Annotated in this window: 15 protein-coding genes; 11 read left to right on the top strand and 4 right to left on the bottom strand. The window is 51.5% G+C overall.

Annotated features, from left to right (window positions below):
* Window positions 1-54: 54 nt before the first annotated feature.
* The 3 genes from K0T92_RS25010 to K0T92_RS11575 all read left to right on the top strand — a co-directional run bounded on the left by K0T92_RS25010 (window position 55) and on the right by K0T92_RS11575 (window position 2,352).
* Window positions 55-594, top strand: coding sequence for a sugar phosphate isomerase/epimerase family protein (locus tag K0T92_RS25010; RefSeq protein ID WP_246628085.1), 540 nt, complete (start codon window positions 55-57; stop codon window positions 592-594).
* An 84-nt stretch (window positions 595-678) separates the two neighbouring features.
* Complete coding sequence (locus K0T92_RS25005) at window positions 679-954, top strand: hypothetical protein (protein WP_246628084.1); 276 nt, start codon at window positions 679-681, stop codon at window positions 952-954.
* A 39-nt stretch (window positions 955-993) separates the two neighbouring features.
* Window positions 994-2,352, top strand: coding sequence for a hypothetical protein (locus K0T92_RS11575; RefSeq protein WP_219872623.1), 1,359 nt, complete (start codon window positions 994-996; stop codon window positions 2,350-2,352).
* A gap of 61 nt (window positions 2,353-2,413) precedes the next feature.
* On the opposite strand, the gene K0T92_RS11570 is transcribed toward K0T92_RS11575, so the two are convergent.
* Window positions 2,414-3,124, bottom strand: a complete 711-nt coding sequence (locus K0T92_RS11570; protein ID WP_219872622.1) for an HAD family hydrolase — start codon at window positions 3,122-3,124, stop codon at window positions 2,414-2,416.
* Window positions 3,125-3,387: 263 nt separating this feature from the next.
* On the opposite strand from K0T92_RS11570, the gene K0T92_RS11565 reads away from it, so the two are divergent.
* Both K0T92_RS11565 and K0T92_RS11560 read left to right on the top strand, forming a co-directional pair.
* Window positions 3,388-3,849, top strand: coding sequence for a GNAT family N-acetyltransferase (locus K0T92_RS11565; protein ID WP_219872621.1), 462 nt, complete (start codon window positions 3,388-3,390; stop codon window positions 3,847-3,849).
* 25 nt (window positions 3,850-3,874) lie between these two features.
* Window positions 3,875-4,339: a helix-hairpin-helix domain-containing protein gene (locus tag K0T92_RS11560; protein WP_219872620.1), complete on the top strand. Its 465-nt coding sequence runs from the start codon at window positions 3,875-3,877 to the stop codon at window positions 4,337-4,339.
* A gap of 288 nt (window positions 4,340-4,627) precedes the next feature.
* On the opposite strand, the gene K0T92_RS11555 is transcribed toward K0T92_RS11560, so the two are convergent.
* On the bottom strand, window positions 4,628-5,554 hold the full coding sequence (locus K0T92_RS11555; RefSeq protein WP_219872619.1) for a helix-turn-helix transcriptional regulator: 927 nt from the start codon (window positions 5,552-5,554) through the stop codon (window positions 4,628-4,630).
* 75 nt (window positions 5,555-5,629) lie between these two features.
* Here K0T92_RS11555 and K0T92_RS11550 point away from each other — a divergent pair, with 75 nt between their 5' ends.
* Together K0T92_RS11550 and murI are read left to right on the top strand one after the other, a co-directional pair.
* Entirely contained in the window at window positions 5,630-6,160 is a 531-nt protein-coding gene (locus K0T92_RS11550; RefSeq protein ID WP_219872618.1) for a dihydrofolate reductase family protein, read from the top strand.
* Window positions 6,161-6,254: 94 nt separating this feature from the next.
* Complete coding sequence (murI, locus tag K0T92_RS11545; RefSeq protein ID WP_219872617.1) at window positions 6,255-7,019, top strand: glutamate racemase; 765 nt, start codon at window positions 6,255-6,257, stop codon at window positions 7,017-7,019.
* Window positions 7,020-7,063: 44 nt separating this feature from the next.
* Here murI and K0T92_RS11540 read toward each other — a convergent pair whose 3' ends face one another.
* A complete protein-coding gene (locus tag K0T92_RS11540) occupies window positions 7,064-8,401 on the bottom strand; it encodes an aminotransferase-like domain-containing protein (protein WP_219872616.1) in 1,338 nt (445 codons plus the stop codon).
* 247 nt (window positions 8,402-8,648) lie between these two features.
* On the opposite strand from K0T92_RS11540, the gene K0T92_RS11535 reads away from it, so the two are divergent.
* Complete coding sequence (locus tag K0T92_RS11535; protein ID WP_219872615.1) at window positions 8,649-9,605, top strand: DMT family transporter; 957 nt, start codon at window positions 8,649-8,651, stop codon at window positions 9,603-9,605.
* Between the two features lie 11 nt (window positions 9,606-9,616).
* On the top strand, window positions 9,617-9,868 hold the full coding sequence (locus K0T92_RS11530; RefSeq protein WP_219872614.1) for a hypothetical protein: 252 nt from the start codon (window positions 9,617-9,619) through the stop codon (window positions 9,866-9,868).
* A 27-nt stretch (window positions 9,869-9,895) separates the two neighbouring features.
* On the opposite strand, the gene K0T92_RS11525 is transcribed toward K0T92_RS11530, so the two are convergent.
* Complete coding sequence (locus K0T92_RS11525) at window positions 9,896-10,336, bottom strand: hypothetical protein (protein ID WP_219872613.1); 441 nt, start codon at window positions 10,334-10,336, stop codon at window positions 9,896-9,898.
* A 244-nt stretch (window positions 10,337-10,580) separates the two neighbouring features.
* Between K0T92_RS11525 and K0T92_RS11520 the strand changes: the two genes are divergently transcribed.
* Complete coding sequence (locus K0T92_RS11520; protein WP_219872612.1) at window positions 10,581-10,892, top strand: MGMT family protein; 312 nt, start codon at window positions 10,581-10,583, stop codon at window positions 10,890-10,892.
* Between the two features lie 211 nt (window positions 10,893-11,103).
* A complete protein-coding gene (locus K0T92_RS11515; protein ID WP_219872611.1) occupies window positions 11,104-14,616 on the top strand; it encodes a Tc toxin subunit A-related protein in 3,513 nt (1,170 codons plus the stop codon).
* Window positions 14,617-14,650 lie beyond the last annotated feature (34 nt).

Genomic DNA, 14,650 nt, shown 5'->3' with positions numbered 1-14,650 from the left:
ATCTGCCGGTATGATTAAGCTATAAATAAACAAAGCAGGTGAAGCAGCCAGGCGATGATCATGAGAGCGAATGACGGAAGCGGCCGAGCGCCAAGGATGGAAATTCATCAAGCGATGTGGGCGCTGAAATGTTATGGCAGCGAGGGTAGAGAATGGACGCTGGAAGAGAAGCTTGAACGAATTGCCGAGGCCGGTTTTACCGGCATATTCGGTTCCTTGCCTGATCAGGCGGAGGAGAAGCAATGGAGGCGGCTGCTGGATCGGTATGGTCTCAGCTTTGGATTGGAGTCGTTTCCTGGAACATCTCTGGAACTGTCGCAGCTGCTGGATCGAGCCGGGGACTTTCCGGTGCTGTATGTAAATGCTCAAGTGCCGGATGCTTATACGACCGGGCAGGAAGCTGTAGCCCGCCTGGCTTCGCTCATGGAGACAGCGGATCGTTACAAGGTTCCGTTCTTCATGGAGACCCATCGGGGACAGCTTACACAGGATCTGCTGCGAACCGTGGAATATGTACGGGAGTTGGCCTGCATGCGGCTGACGATTGACTTCTCGCATTACGTGCTCGCAGGCGAAATGTACAATTTTGAGTAAGCCGAGCCTTACTTTGACCAGCTCTTGCAAAGGACATCCAGCATTCATGGCAGAGTGACCAATGCGCAGCAGATTCAGATCAATATGGGTCCGGAGGGAACGCATCCTATGGTCGGGCATTTTCTACGCTGGTGGAAGCAGGCTGCCCTGTATTGGCTTCACGAGGCAGAGCCGGGAGATGTGCTGCTCTTCGTGTGCGAGATTGGCCATCATTATGCGGTTACCCCGAATTACTTGCCGGGAAATTCGTGGGAGGAGCATTTTGACCGATGGGAGCAGTCGATTGTGATGAAGAAACTTGCAGAGCGTGTATGGTCAGAGGTATCCGCCGCAGCCGGGAAGACAACGAACATGATATAGCGATGATGACAAATGGATAGATATGGAGGCGTATCGATCATGGTGAACACGATGATGGATAATTTGGGAATCCCGCCGCTCGCAGGAATCTGCTCTTATGAAACCGCGGACAAGCCGGGCTATCAAGTTGATTTTACGGTACAACTGCTCAAAAGATACAACTATGTCAAAGCCCATCTCGTCGATATCGCTGCAGCACATCTGCCTGCCACGCCGGAATGGGAAGTGAAATGCGCGCTCAGTCACCATATGTGGTTGGATGCGGAGCACAGCCTGGCGCTGCGCAAACGGGTATCCGAGATGAGAGAACCGCCGCTCGGCCTGGACCGAGTGCCTGATGAGCAGCTGAAGGTCTGGCTGGACGAGGCGATTCGCGCCAACGATACGACCGAGCTGCTGACCGGCATCTATGCCGTCATTCGTCCCGCTTTGCTCCAATCGATGAAGCTCTATGCGCAGGAGGCGAATCCGCTTGCTGACCATCCTACCTGGCGGCTGCTGAGACAGATCCTGCGAGAGGAAGAAGAGATGCTGGATTGGGGCTTTCAGGCACTGCAAGCCTTCACCTCCCAAGCATCTGAGCACGCAGTGCAAAGTGATGTCTGGGCGGCGCACTTGTCCGCTTATCTGCAGCACGCAGGAGGCATGCACGGGAACGAGCTTGTTCATCATGTGGAGCTGCCGCAGCCTCGAAATGACGGCAAGCCTTACGAAATGGCGGCAGCTCCCCGGCGGGACGATCGTTTCCAGGATCACTACAACAACTCGGCACTTATCGACGAGTATTATCAGGATGAGGCGCTGCTTGCAGATGAGCGGGTTTTTGCCCTCTATTATAAACGGCTTCGTGAGATGGATGTTCCGGAGTGGATGGCCCCGATTCTGTTCAAGACGAAGGGACAGCCGTGGGAATATTACAGCGATCTGTCCAGGCAATTATGGGACGAGGCTCGTCATGCGATGCTGGGCGAGGTAGGTTTGTACTCCTGCGGTGTGCCTTTCTATCGTTACCCTGTTGATCTGAAGTCCTCCATGTCGCTGAATGTAGATTTGGAGCCGATTGAGAGCCATGTGCTGTTGTGGGCGATTGAGCAGGGGCTTATGAATAAGGAAACGGGCAAGCGCTGGGAATGGCTCATTTCGAAGCAATCGGGGATGCCCTTGGCAGCAACGGTGCAGGACTATGATTGGGCGGATGAGGTGCTGCACGCGCAGATCGGCCGACGTTGGCTTGTTCCCAAGTTCGGAAGCATGGAGGTAATGCAGAAGGAGGCCAAGCTTGCATGGAAGAAATGGGATGAAGCAAAAGCAAAATATGCCGGCTTGTCCAAGCAGGAAGAATGGTGGCCCCAGTTTGTTCAGGAGATGAGAAGCGGATACGACAGTGCGGGGGCATGACACAGCTACTATAGGAGGGAGAGCCCGTACCTAAGAATGGTGCGGGCTTTCTTAATATCCATTACACACTGTCTTGCTTTGGCATTCGATACAGCGTACGGGAGTCTTCAAATGCAGCCTGCAATTGGGACAAATTGTCTACAATCAAGTCGGGAGCTTCTGAAGGCTGATCAGCTCGCTGATAGCGGGCGAACCCTTGTCGGATCCAGATTGTGCGCATCCCGAGACGCTTCGCTGGGATAATATCATTATCGATGCGGTCTCCGACCATGAGTGCATGCTGAGGCAAGCAGGCCGTCTTGCGCAGCGCAAGCTCAAAGAAGCGAATATCGGGCTTCGACAGTCCTTCTTCCGCAGAGGAGAAGACAGCCTCAATATAGGGCAGGAGGCCGTAACGCTCCAGCCGCTCGCTTGTGCCGTTGCTCTGGTTCGCAATAATGCCGATCCGGCAATGTGCCGAGAGACTTTGCAGCAGCGGTTTGGCCTCCGGGAAGGGAATCTCCAGCTCCTTACGATATTGCATAGCGGATCGAATCGCAGCGCGATCTGCCTCTGATGGGATGAAGCGCTCCATCACAATGCGCATTGGGAAGGGGTTGTGTCTGATATGTGCGTCGAACAAGGCTTGATGGATCTGCTCTTCCAGAATGGAGTAGCCTAACAAGCCCGCCTCCCGAATGAACTGCGCAATACTGTCTCCAATAGGAGGGGACTCATCCACAAGCGTATCCCCCACATCGAAGAACACCCAAGATAGGCCGTTAAGATTCAAGCGGCTTCAACTCCATTCAAGTGCCGCTGACCCGCAGCATATAAAAGGCTCCCGCAATCGCATGAAGGATGACAATGCGAATACAACGGGAGCCTCTGGCATGTCCGGTCGGCAATAAGATTTATTTAGCGTTATTTTACAATCAACCCTGATGAAATACAACCGTTAAAAGGGGCAGCCAATAAGTCGCCGAAATTGGCAGCCCGCCCCGATATGGCGTAGAATAGTCCCTATAAACAGCAAACCATATGAAGGAGTCCGCTATGAGCTGGCAAATAAAAAAGTTTGAAGAGCTGACCAATATAGAGCTTTACGCGATTTTGAAGGAAAGGACGCTGATTTTTGTAGTGGAGCAAAATTGCCCCTACTTGGAGGTCGATGGGAAGGATCCTGCTTGTTATCATCTGTACAAGGAGGATAACGGCCAGATTGCCGCGTACCTGCGAATCGTCCCTGCGGGCATAGCCTATCAAGAGGCATCGCTTGGGCGGGTTATTGTGAGCCAGGCTTACAGAGGTCAAGGCATAGCCAGGGAGCTGCTGCAGAGGGGGATCGACTTTGTGCGGCATGAGCTGCAGGAAACGGCGATAAAAATACAAGCCCAAAGCCATCTGCAGCAGTTTTACGGTTCATTCGGCTTTCGCGCGGTAACAGAATCGTACCTGGAGGACAACATTCCACACGTGGATATGATTCTAAGTGATGAAGCAGAAGCAATCCTATAATCGATAAGAAAGCGGTGATGACCGGATGGCTGCTGCACCAAAACTTCCTCTATCATCCCAGGAAAAAGCAAATTTAAGGGCATTAAAAATAAAGCTGAACGAAATTGCCGACATGGAGGTCTCGCAGCTTGCCCTCATTCTTCAAACAACTGAACAGCGGGCCGGGGCCATTCGGGGGCTGGCTCAGTTCCAATCCATTCCCTCCATCGGCCCCAAAGTGGCTCAGCGGCTGGTTGATCTCGGCTATTGCTCGCTTGAGTCATTAAAGAACAGGGATGGTGCGGGACTCATCGACCAATGGGAGCAAGCATCGGGATATTGGGAGGATCCTTGTCTTGAGGATGCCTTCCGCTGCCTTGTACACCATGCCAATAACCCGGGCAGCAGCAGGGCATGGCATGATTTCACGGCGGAGAGGCAGCAATATCGGGTACAGCATGGATATCCTGCTTCACGACCTGCCGTTGCCTGGCACAGGCGTTTGGAATGAACAACCAAGCTGCTGCGCCGGGGGAATGTTCATATGATCGCTGACGCTTCTCCAGAATCATTCCCCAGATTTGCCTTGTTGTTTTTTTTCTCGCATTTAAGTTACATAATAATATTTATGTAAACAAAATAAATCTTGACATACGTGCGAACAGAGCGGAGGGTCGGAGGGATTCTGGAGAAACGATAGTGTTCGCCTTTAAAGCCCGATTTCAACCTATGATCATCTGCCAATTAAGAAATCGGGCTTTAACAGCGGTAGCAAGAACCCACCGAACCCGCAGCGGCTTTATGAGCCGTCAACCTCTGATTTTGGCCGGTACTGCTTCAGGCTGCGCTCCAGCAGTTCTACGACAGCCTCTTGCAGTTGCACAGGTGTTGCTACTTTGACCTCGGGTCCGTACATAAGCAGCTTTCGCGACAGGAATGCGAGCTCTTCCGGGGGCACCTGGCCGTGCCATTGGTTGTCCTTCATGGAGCGAAAGAGGCTTTCATTCCCCGCAAGGCGGGCTCCCATATCTGTAAAATGAAGGACAACCTCAACGCTATCCCGCTCATCAGGGGCTGCCATCCATTCGGTCAGAGTCGGCAGGGAGCCGTCGCTGTTATCCAGCACTTCCAATTGTGCAATACGATCCACCCGGTAGAGGAGCACACGGTGGCTCCTTCTTGCAGGCATGTACCAGAAGCCGTTGTCGTAGTAAATACCAAGCGGATAGGCTGTCGATTGCTTGGCGCCTTCGGCGGACTGATACAGAAACCGGATCTCCTTCTGCTCCATTGCCGCCTCCAGCAGCTTCATTGTGAATGGCGAGGGCTGCTGGGGCTGCTGATGATAGAACAGGATATGCTTCTTCATCCCGTCGATCGCCTCTTGAACATCCGGCGGCAGCTCCGCATAATATTGCTCAGCCAAATAAGCGCGAATCGACTGAAAGGGAAAGTCCTGTACCTTCTCGAGCACCTGCAGCATTAAAAAGAGGCCGATTGCCTCCGAACGCGTCAATTGTAGAGGCGGCAATATGCGGTTGGGCAGCACACGGTAGCCTCCGTGCGGGCCTACCTCCGTATAGAGCGGGACACCGATCCCCTGCAAATAATCGAGATCGCGCTGAATGGTGCGGACGGATACTTCAAAGCGTTCAGCCAGCTCGCGGGCGGTAAATTTTTTTCTGGCATCAATAATTCCCATAATCGCGATTCTTCGGTCGTTCATATTCATCTCCTGATTACGTCACTTTTTGTCGTAGTTATACTTTAGCATGAATATCAGAAGGGTGCGAGATGATAAATGTCGGTAAACAAAGTTGTGTTGTACATTGCAATGAGTCTGGATGGGTATATTGCGCGAAGCGATGGTTCGGTTGACTGGCTGTTTGATGTCCAGGGCGATGGGGGAGATAATGGGTATTCCAAATTTTACAGCAGGGTTGAAGCAGTGGTCATGGGAAAGCTCACCTACGATGTGGTACTGAAGTTGGAGGAAGAATTTCCGTATTCGGATAAGCCCTGTTATGTATTCACCAGATCAGAGCCGGCAGCTGCACCGCATGTCATATTCGTTGACGAGCCGGTGCAATCGTTTATCCCGCGATTAAAGGCTGAAGCCAAAGGCGACATATGGCTAGTAGGAGGGGGGCAGCTCGTGCAGGCATTTCTGGCCCACCATCTGGTCGATGAGCTGCAAATCGCTATCATTCCTAAAGTGCTGGGCGGAGGCATTCCACTGTTCCTAGGCGGAACGGCGCCAAGTGTCTGGGAGCTGCAGAATATGGAGAAAATCGGTCAAATCGTATTGCTCACCTATCGCACTAACGGATGAGAGGAGAGAATGGAAGAGTCTAGCCTTGCGCATCGGGTTCATATCGCGTTATTCTGTAATAGCTATAGATTAATAGGATAGGAATCGATCACACATGGCTATTGGTTTTTTTGACTCTGGAATTGGCGGTCTTACGGTGATGGCAGACTCGATCCGCAAGCTGCCTACACAAGATTTTGTCTATATCGCAGACAGGCTTAACGTTCCTTATGGAACCAAATCAAAGGATGAAGTAAAAACCTATATTATCGAGACGACAGACTTGATCATACAGGAGGGTATCGATGCGCTGGTCATTGCCTGCAATACGGCAACCAGCATCGCTGTAGCAGAATTGAGAGAACGTTATTCCATTCCGGTTATCGGCATGGAGCCTGCTGTTAAGCCTGCTGTGGAGATGAATCGGGAGACAGGGCTGAGAGTGCTCGTTTTTGCAACGCCTCTAACGCTGAAGCAGCCCAAGTATTATGCGCTCGTATCACGGGTGGATGACCTCAATATCGTAGATTCACTGCCCTTGCCGGAGCTGGTCAATTATTGTGAGTCGCTTCAGTTCGATAGAGAAATTATGAGTGATTACTTCCGCGAGAAGCTCTCTGCTTATGACCTCAGCCGGTATGGGATGGTCGTGCTGGGCTGTACCCATTATTCCTTCTACAGAGATATTCTTCGTGAGGTTCTGCCGCCGCATATCGGAATTATTGACGGGAACATGGGGACCGTGCGAAGATTGCAGGCCATGCTGTATCGGATCGGCATCGCGGACGGTGACGGCAGCGGACAGGTTAAACTGATGTGCTCAGGCAATGATCCTGCCTATCTGGATAAGATCAATACAGCGCTCAATCTCATCCGATAGCGCAAGCGCATAGGGGTTAAGGTGAATATCGCGGGACATACGGGCTAGTGCAGACGGTGAACTTCCTCGATAATGGCCTTAACCCCTTTATCAATCTGTTCCGGCTCCGCCCGTGAAATGCTGATCCGCAGAAACTTTTCCCGGTCTGGAAAATCCGGCAAATAGAAGTCCTTGCCTGCTCTGACATGGATACTCCGTTTCTCAAGCCTGCCGATCAGGCTCTCCAGGTTAACGGTTCGCGGCAGCTTGAACTGAACATAGACCCCCGAGCTGACATCCGATATTTCGATCAAGCCTGCCTGGTTATACCGTTCAACCGCCTCTTTCAAAGCATGGATTCGAGCGCTGTATTGGCTGCTTATACGCTGTTTGTGACGGTCATACATGCCGTTTTTGATATACACTTCAAGCGCAGCCTGTGATAGAAGAGAGGTATCCCCGTAGCTCTTGCAGGAGCGGAATTTTGCCGCCAGCTGCTCAGGCAGTACAGCGGCCCCCAGACGCAGACCCGGGAAGATGATCTTGGAGAAGCTCTTCAAGTAAATAACATGAGCGGTCCGGTTGCAGGCATAGATAGGGTCGAACCGCTGCTCTGCGCCCAAATCAGCCATATAGTCATCCTCCACAATATACACATCGTATTTGCTGGCCAGGCTGGCGATCGTCTTCCTCTCCTCCGCACTATATGAAGTGCCCAGCGGATTGTGAAAGCGCGGCATCGTATAGAAAAACTTAATATCGCCGCTTCTGAATTGCTCCTCCAGCTCCTGCAAATGAATTCCCTTCGCCGTGCGGGCGATGCCGCGCACGGGTATGCCTTCCGCCGCCAAATAGCTGAAATAAATATCGTAGCCCGGCTGCTCAATCAGAATCGTCGATTTGCCGTTCGGGAACGGCATCCTCGCCAATATTTCCATCGCCTGCTGAATGCCGGAGGTAATGAAGATCCCGTCAGCCTTCGCGAACACCTGGTCATTGGCCAAATGAGAGACCAGCGTCTGGCGGAGAGTATCCAGCCCCATGGAATCGCCGTAGGTGAACAGCTGATATTTGTATTTGTCTATCGCCTTGTTCAGGCAATGCTGAAAATCGCGGTACGGAAATAGATTGGCATCCGGCGAGGCCGAGGCCATATCGATCACTTCGCTGACTTTATCCGTAGTGCTATCATGCGTATGCTCGACTACGTAAAAGCCGCTTTGCGGAATGGAATAAATCACATGGCGCTTCTCCAGCTCAGCGTAAGCGCGTGCAACCGTACTGACACTGCAGCCATACAGCGCCATAGCGTCGCGGATTGATGGCAGCTTTTGTCCGGATTTGTACTGGCCCTGACTGATTTTATGCTCCATGTCGGTTAGGATCGTATCATACTTTTTCACTTGGCATCCCCCTGCTCAACTCCACGGCATTCGGCCCGCATTGGAGCATTTCCTTTTATTTCTGAGGCCTGCTTTCATCATGCCACGATTCTTATTTATTATAAAGGCAAGTCCCGATCAACTGTATCGATACAGTTGGGGCAAAATGAGATGGATTCGAACCTTTGAATGCATTATCTTTAACCTGACGGTCGGGCTGTTCGCGAACACATTCCCGATTATACAAGTAAAGAGATGAGGGGCTTTTATGAATGATAAAGGACTAAGGCTGGCCTATATACTGGCTGTGCTTAATGCGGCAATTATCGGGTTTTCGTTTCTCTTTGCCAAAATAGCGCTCCAGCACGCACAGCCGATGGATACGCTGGCCTTCCGCTTTGCCGCATCGTTTGCCGTCATATCGATTCCGGTTGCATGCGGCTGGGTCAAGCTTAATTATCGCGGCAAGCCGATATACAAGGCATTGCTGCTGGCAGCCATGTATCCGCTGGGCTTCTTCACGCTGCAAGCGTTTGGCCTTCAGCATGCCACCTCCGCAGAGGGAGGCATCCTGTATGCTTTTACACCCGTTGTAACGCTCCTGCTCGCTGCCCTATTTCTGCAAGAAAGAACCACCATCCTGCAGAAGCTGTCGATTCTGCTGTCGGTGTTTGGTGTTGTCTTCATCTTCATCATGAAGGGGAGCACCATCAATCTGTCGAGCATGACGGGAATTTCGCTGCTGTTCTTAACCTGTGTCGCGTTCGCTGGATACAGTGTGCTGGCCCGCTCGCTGTCGAAGCAGTTCAGCCCGGCAGAAATCACTTACTTGATGCTTGGGATCGGCTTTGCCGTATTTCTCATTGTCTCGCTGACCAGCCATGGCGCCAATGGAACGTTAGAGGAATTCTTCGCTCCGCTGACTAGCACTCCCTTTATTCTATCGATTCTATTCCTGGGTATTGTGTCTTCACTAATAACAGCGCTGACGGCAAACTATATCCTGTCGAGAATGGAGGCATCGAGGATGAGCGTATTCTCCAATCTATCAACCATTACCTCGATTGCCGCCGGGGCGATCTTCTTGGGGGAGGAGATTACAGTATACCATCTGCTTGGCTCTCTGTTCATCATTGCGGGAGTAATCGGAACGAATCTGTTGGGACGGAAGGGGGCGGCAGCGCCAGAAGCAGCGAAAACGGGACATGGAGCTGCCTCGGAGTAGGGATGGGACTTATGGCAATGATGAATTTTATCGGCATTGCCGCGGCATCCGCGTTATATAGCAAAATGCAAGATCGCGGCGCTGACGCCGGCTGGAATCCGCTGAACGTTCAGCAGGGGGAGTCTGTTGTTTATAGCAATATTTTTATGATTTTTGCTATAATAACAATCATTGCTGCATATCGGATCCGTCTTGTAAGAGCAAGCAGAGGGAATGGGGCGATTCAAACACGATCGATGGCTCGGCTTAAAGAGAAGGCATAATGAATGAAGCCCCTTTAAATACGGGCTTTAAGCTTGGGAAAGCAAGTAGTCACAAACTTGAATCTGCAATCCTTGATCTTTCATTGCTTTTATCAATGACAATGGCAGGTCAGCATCTGTGACAGGCCAGATGCGTGTAATGGAACATTTTACATCATCCCAATTGATTGGTTTATCACTAAACAAAAAGTCAGTAGAATAGCTCTCTTCCCTGAGTCCAGTAGGTAGTGTATTGCCAGCGAGCTTATTGGATAATGCCATAAATAATCTATTGATCCGAGATTGTTGATCAGGTGTAATGCCGTATGACAAAATAAAGTCATAATAAGGATAGTTTCCATTGGACACTTTACAGATAGATAGGCGTAATATCTTATCTTCCAAAATATTTATTTTCTGTTGCATTTCAAGAATTTGATTACTTTGTTTTCTAACTAGTTCTGTTAACTCCGCAAATCGTTCTTCCATTATCGAGGTCACCTCAAGTCTAGAGATTTAGGGTCAAGATTCTCGGGGATAAATCTATATCTTTTTCCTTGTCAATAACGGAATACCTTCTATACTATAGGTTAAGTTTTCTTAAAAGGTGTTAGGGGCGGGTAATTAATTAAATCAATGGATGATTACAAGACTATCATTGAAAGAACTGAAGTTGTTAATCTAAGCAGTCCATCTTGCCGTGTCGCCAGGCAGATTTCAGGAGGGTGAGAGCATGCAGCCTTTCACACAGAAAGTGATCGAGACGATTAAAGCCATACCCGAAGGGTATGTGATGACTTATGGGGGAATCGCCGAGTTTGCCGGAAGCCGGAGAGGGGCCAGGCAGGTTGTGCGAATCCTCCATTCCTTGAGTGCGGCCCACGGACTTCCCTGGCACAGAGTGGTCAACGTGAAGGGAGAGATCGCCATTAAGGATGATGAAGCGCGCTATATGCAGAAGCTTTATCTTATAAATGAAGGCGTCTTGTTCGATGACAATGGACAAGTTGATCTGGAGCGCTGCCGGTTCATCCCTGAAGGTTAGGGAGGAGCCGGTTTTTTTGTGCAGCGGACAGAATAAGCTGTCGAACCGGCAGATCTCTTAATAAATCATTTGAACTAGAGTAATAAGCCTTTCTAACTATACCTGCATAATTGGAAGATATGTATACTGATGGTGATTGCTGCGGCTTAACAGACATGAAGAATTATACTGGCGATCCGTATTCCACTATTGAAGAGGAGATGGTTATCGGATGACGGTTAAGTTTCAGGAAAATTATTTGACAATCCGGGAAATTTCGGAGACAGCAGCGAATTATTTGTTGGATGAGGGCAGCTTGCTCTCTGAATCGCTCTATTCCAATCGCCTGCAAGCAAGCGGCGGAGCGGAGAAGAAGCTGCAGGATATTAAAGCCCGGTTGGATGCGGCCAATGCCCTGTTTCTCAAGCGGCGTTACCGCGAGGCGATCGATACCTACAAGACAGCGCAAGCGCTAATCTACAAGCTGCTGCATCCCAGATTTCCGGGTCCGGTCGCCCGCAGGCCGGAGGCTGTTTTCCCGCTGGATCGTATGTTGTTCAATCCGCTGCTTATGGCAGGTCTTGATCTGATCGAGTCGCTGCCATTAACCGATTACTCAGACAAATTCGGCCCCGTATTCACGGAAGTTCCTGAGGTGCGCTCAAGGCTTGCAGTCTATGAAGGACTTGGCGTTCAGTCCGCAGATGAACAGCTTCAATCGGCCAAATCAGCCAGCGAGCTCGGCATCTCTTATGCGGCCAGAGGGCAATGGAACCGTTCCGAATATTATTTCAAGCTTGCGATGGAGCATGCGGCCAGAGCCGATTCGGAGGATGCCAAATCCGCTTATGGCGCGGCTGCTAATAACCTTGCGGCGGTATATATCAACAAGGATCAGACGGAAGAAGCCCATCATTTGCTCAATCAGGCGAACCGTATTTTCGTCGAGCATGATGATGTTGTCGGACAAGCTCAATATTATTTCAATATGGCTGCCGCTTATGTCAAGCAAGGCGCTCAAGGACGGGCAGCCGAACTGCTCAAGCAGGGCGAGCAGCTGGTCAAGCAAGCGCAGGGTCTTGTCCCGGAGAACGTTCCCATACGGGCCGTCCTTTCGCAGACTGTGACGGCGGATCAGCTGTCGGTCGGGGACAAGCTGTCGATCGAGCCGCGAACGCTTAGTGATATGCACACCGCGCAAGGCCTTGCCATCACCTTCCGCATGCCGGGCAAAGGCGGGGGATGGATCAAGCAGCGGGTGGAGAGCAGAGCGACTGCTGCGGAGAAGGAGTTCACGAAGACTTTAGCTACGACAATCGGCAAGGAACAGCTGCGGCTGGAATGGAAGAGCGGAGATGTTCCTCCGGCAGATCCGATCCATGCCATCTATAAATCCCGCATCGATTACGCGGATATTCGCCGCATTCGATGGCATGACGATATCATTACCGATTTCTCCATCCAACTTCCCCACCTCTATTTCTACGTTCTGCCCACTGCACTCGGCGACTGCTATCATGCGCTGGGTGATTACGAGACCGCGCAATCCTATTATTTGAATGCTGCTAATTATGAATATATCAATCTCGCTTTTGAACTGCCGTCCTTGTGGTTGAAGCTGGCTACTAACGTTCTGCACTGGGGGGACTTGCTGTACAAAAATGATGATTTTGCCAAGGCGGCAGAAATTTATCGGCTTGTTGCCAATGCACCGGGCGCCGCTTCGCCAATCAACCCGGATTCGCCTCTCTACAAGGCTGAGAAGCTGGCGGTGACGGGGGCGAAGGTGCAGGCCATGCTGGTCGAGTATGAGGCGAGCGGGAGCATCGGCGCGATGAATCCGCAGCTTGCGATTGTCGTGCTGACGATACGCAATCGGCTTGCGCAGATTGCCGCCAATCTGGATTTTCTTGGCATGGCGAATATTGTGCCGATTTGGACCTTTGATTATTTGCAGAATGTTGCAAGATATTTTGCCCAGCAGGCCATTCAGGCCGAGCGCGGCTTTATCGAGTTCTATGACCGGGGCGAGAATGAATCGCTGACCAGGCAGCAGTTGGAGCAGGCCAGCAGCATTGCAAGCGCTGAGCTGGAGCTCGCCAAGCAGCAGCGTGAGGCTGCCGAGATGGAAGTGAAGGTCTATGAGGCAGGCAGAGATTATGCTGCTGTCCGGGCCGCGAATGCCCAGCAGAACTTCAATGATTATTCGGCCATGAGCTGGGAACGTATCGGCCTGCAGACGAGCATTGCCTGGTATTCGTCACAGAATCCGTGGGAGCTGGAGAATGGCATTGATGGCGGGAGCCAGCACATTCATGAGGTGATCGCCGAGAAGACGAAGCGCTCGCAAATCATTACACGTGACTATGAGCTTGCTGCGATGCAGCGGCAGCAGGCGGAGATGGCCAAGGCCCAGGCGATGGCGCAGGCCCAATTGAACGCTTCTGCAGCCCAGCTGGATGTAGCGAAGCAGAATGAGGTTATTGCAGGCTTGCGCAAGCAGGCGGCCAAAGACAATCTGGAAGCGTTCGAGAATCAGTTCTTTTCCGAGGATGTATGGTACCAGATGGGATTGTTCATGCGGGGAATCTCCGCCAGCTACTTCAATATGGCGCTCAGATCGGCAAGGCTGATGCAGCGCGCCTATAATTTCGAGAATGATATGAACCGCCATTTCATCAAAAGCGATTACGCCTCTCAGTCGGTAAAAGGGATGCTGGCGGCGGATGCGCTCATGCTGGATATCGATTCGTTCACCTACGATGCGATCGTTCATGTGCAGCGCAAGCGTGTGCCAGTCAAACAAACGATCTCGCTGATGGACCGCTATCCGTTCCTGTTCGAAACCGCTTTCCGCCAGACGGGACGGATGGCATTCGAGACACGCGTCGAGGATTTCGACCTGGCATTCCCCGGTACATTTGCCCGCAGAATTGAAAGCGTCGAGGTGGAGATTGTCGGCGTTCTTCCAACCTCCGGTGTACGCGGCACATTGACGAACGGCGGTGTGAGCCGTTATCGGACGGCGGATATCAATGAGCTGAAGTTCCGAATCCAACCTAAGGAAACGCTGCTATTGTCGGAATATCGGCTAAGGGAGGACAGCTTCATATTCCCGTCAGATGGCCGAACGCTGAAAATATTCGAGGGAGCCGGGGTTGCCAGCTCATGGGTGCTTGATATTCCCCGTTCCTCCAATGATCTCGATTATTATTCGATATCAGATATTCGCATAACGTTCTACTACAACGCGAATTATGACGCGGCGCTTGCTGAAGACGTGAAGGCAGAGCTTGCTGCTATAGCGGCGGCGAACCTGCGGCAGCGAAGCCTTCCGCTGCGGTGGACCTATCCGGATGCATTCTTCCATTTCCAGGATACAGGCGTACTCGATTTCACCTTGGACCAAACAGACTTCCCGTTCCAGGAAGAGAGCCCGCAGCTTCGGAATCTCAGCCTGCTGCTGCTGACGGAGGAAGGGGTCGATCCCTCCGGCTGGACGATCAGATTGAGCGTCCCGTCACATCATGAAACATTGGCTGCAAGCCCGAATGCACAAGGGGAAATTGTGGTATCGGCCGGTCATCCGTGGGAACCGCTGGCAGCAGGGTCGTCGATCGGCTCCTATCGGGTGGAAATTGTGGCCGCAGACAATCCGGCACTGGTCGTGGACGGCAAGCTTAAGCTTGACCAGATCCGCAACATCGTGCTGCTGACGGAATATGAATTCACGCCGCGAGTCTAATTCCGCAGGGAGCTATTCTTCGATAAAGGAGATG

It is taken from the genome of Paenibacillus oenotherae (assembly GCF_019443105.1).
Lineage (GTDB): Bacteria > Bacillota > Bacilli > Paenibacillales > Paenibacillaceae > Paenibacillus_Z > Paenibacillus_Z oenotherae.
This window is presented reverse-complemented; position numbering and strand designations above follow the sequence as displayed.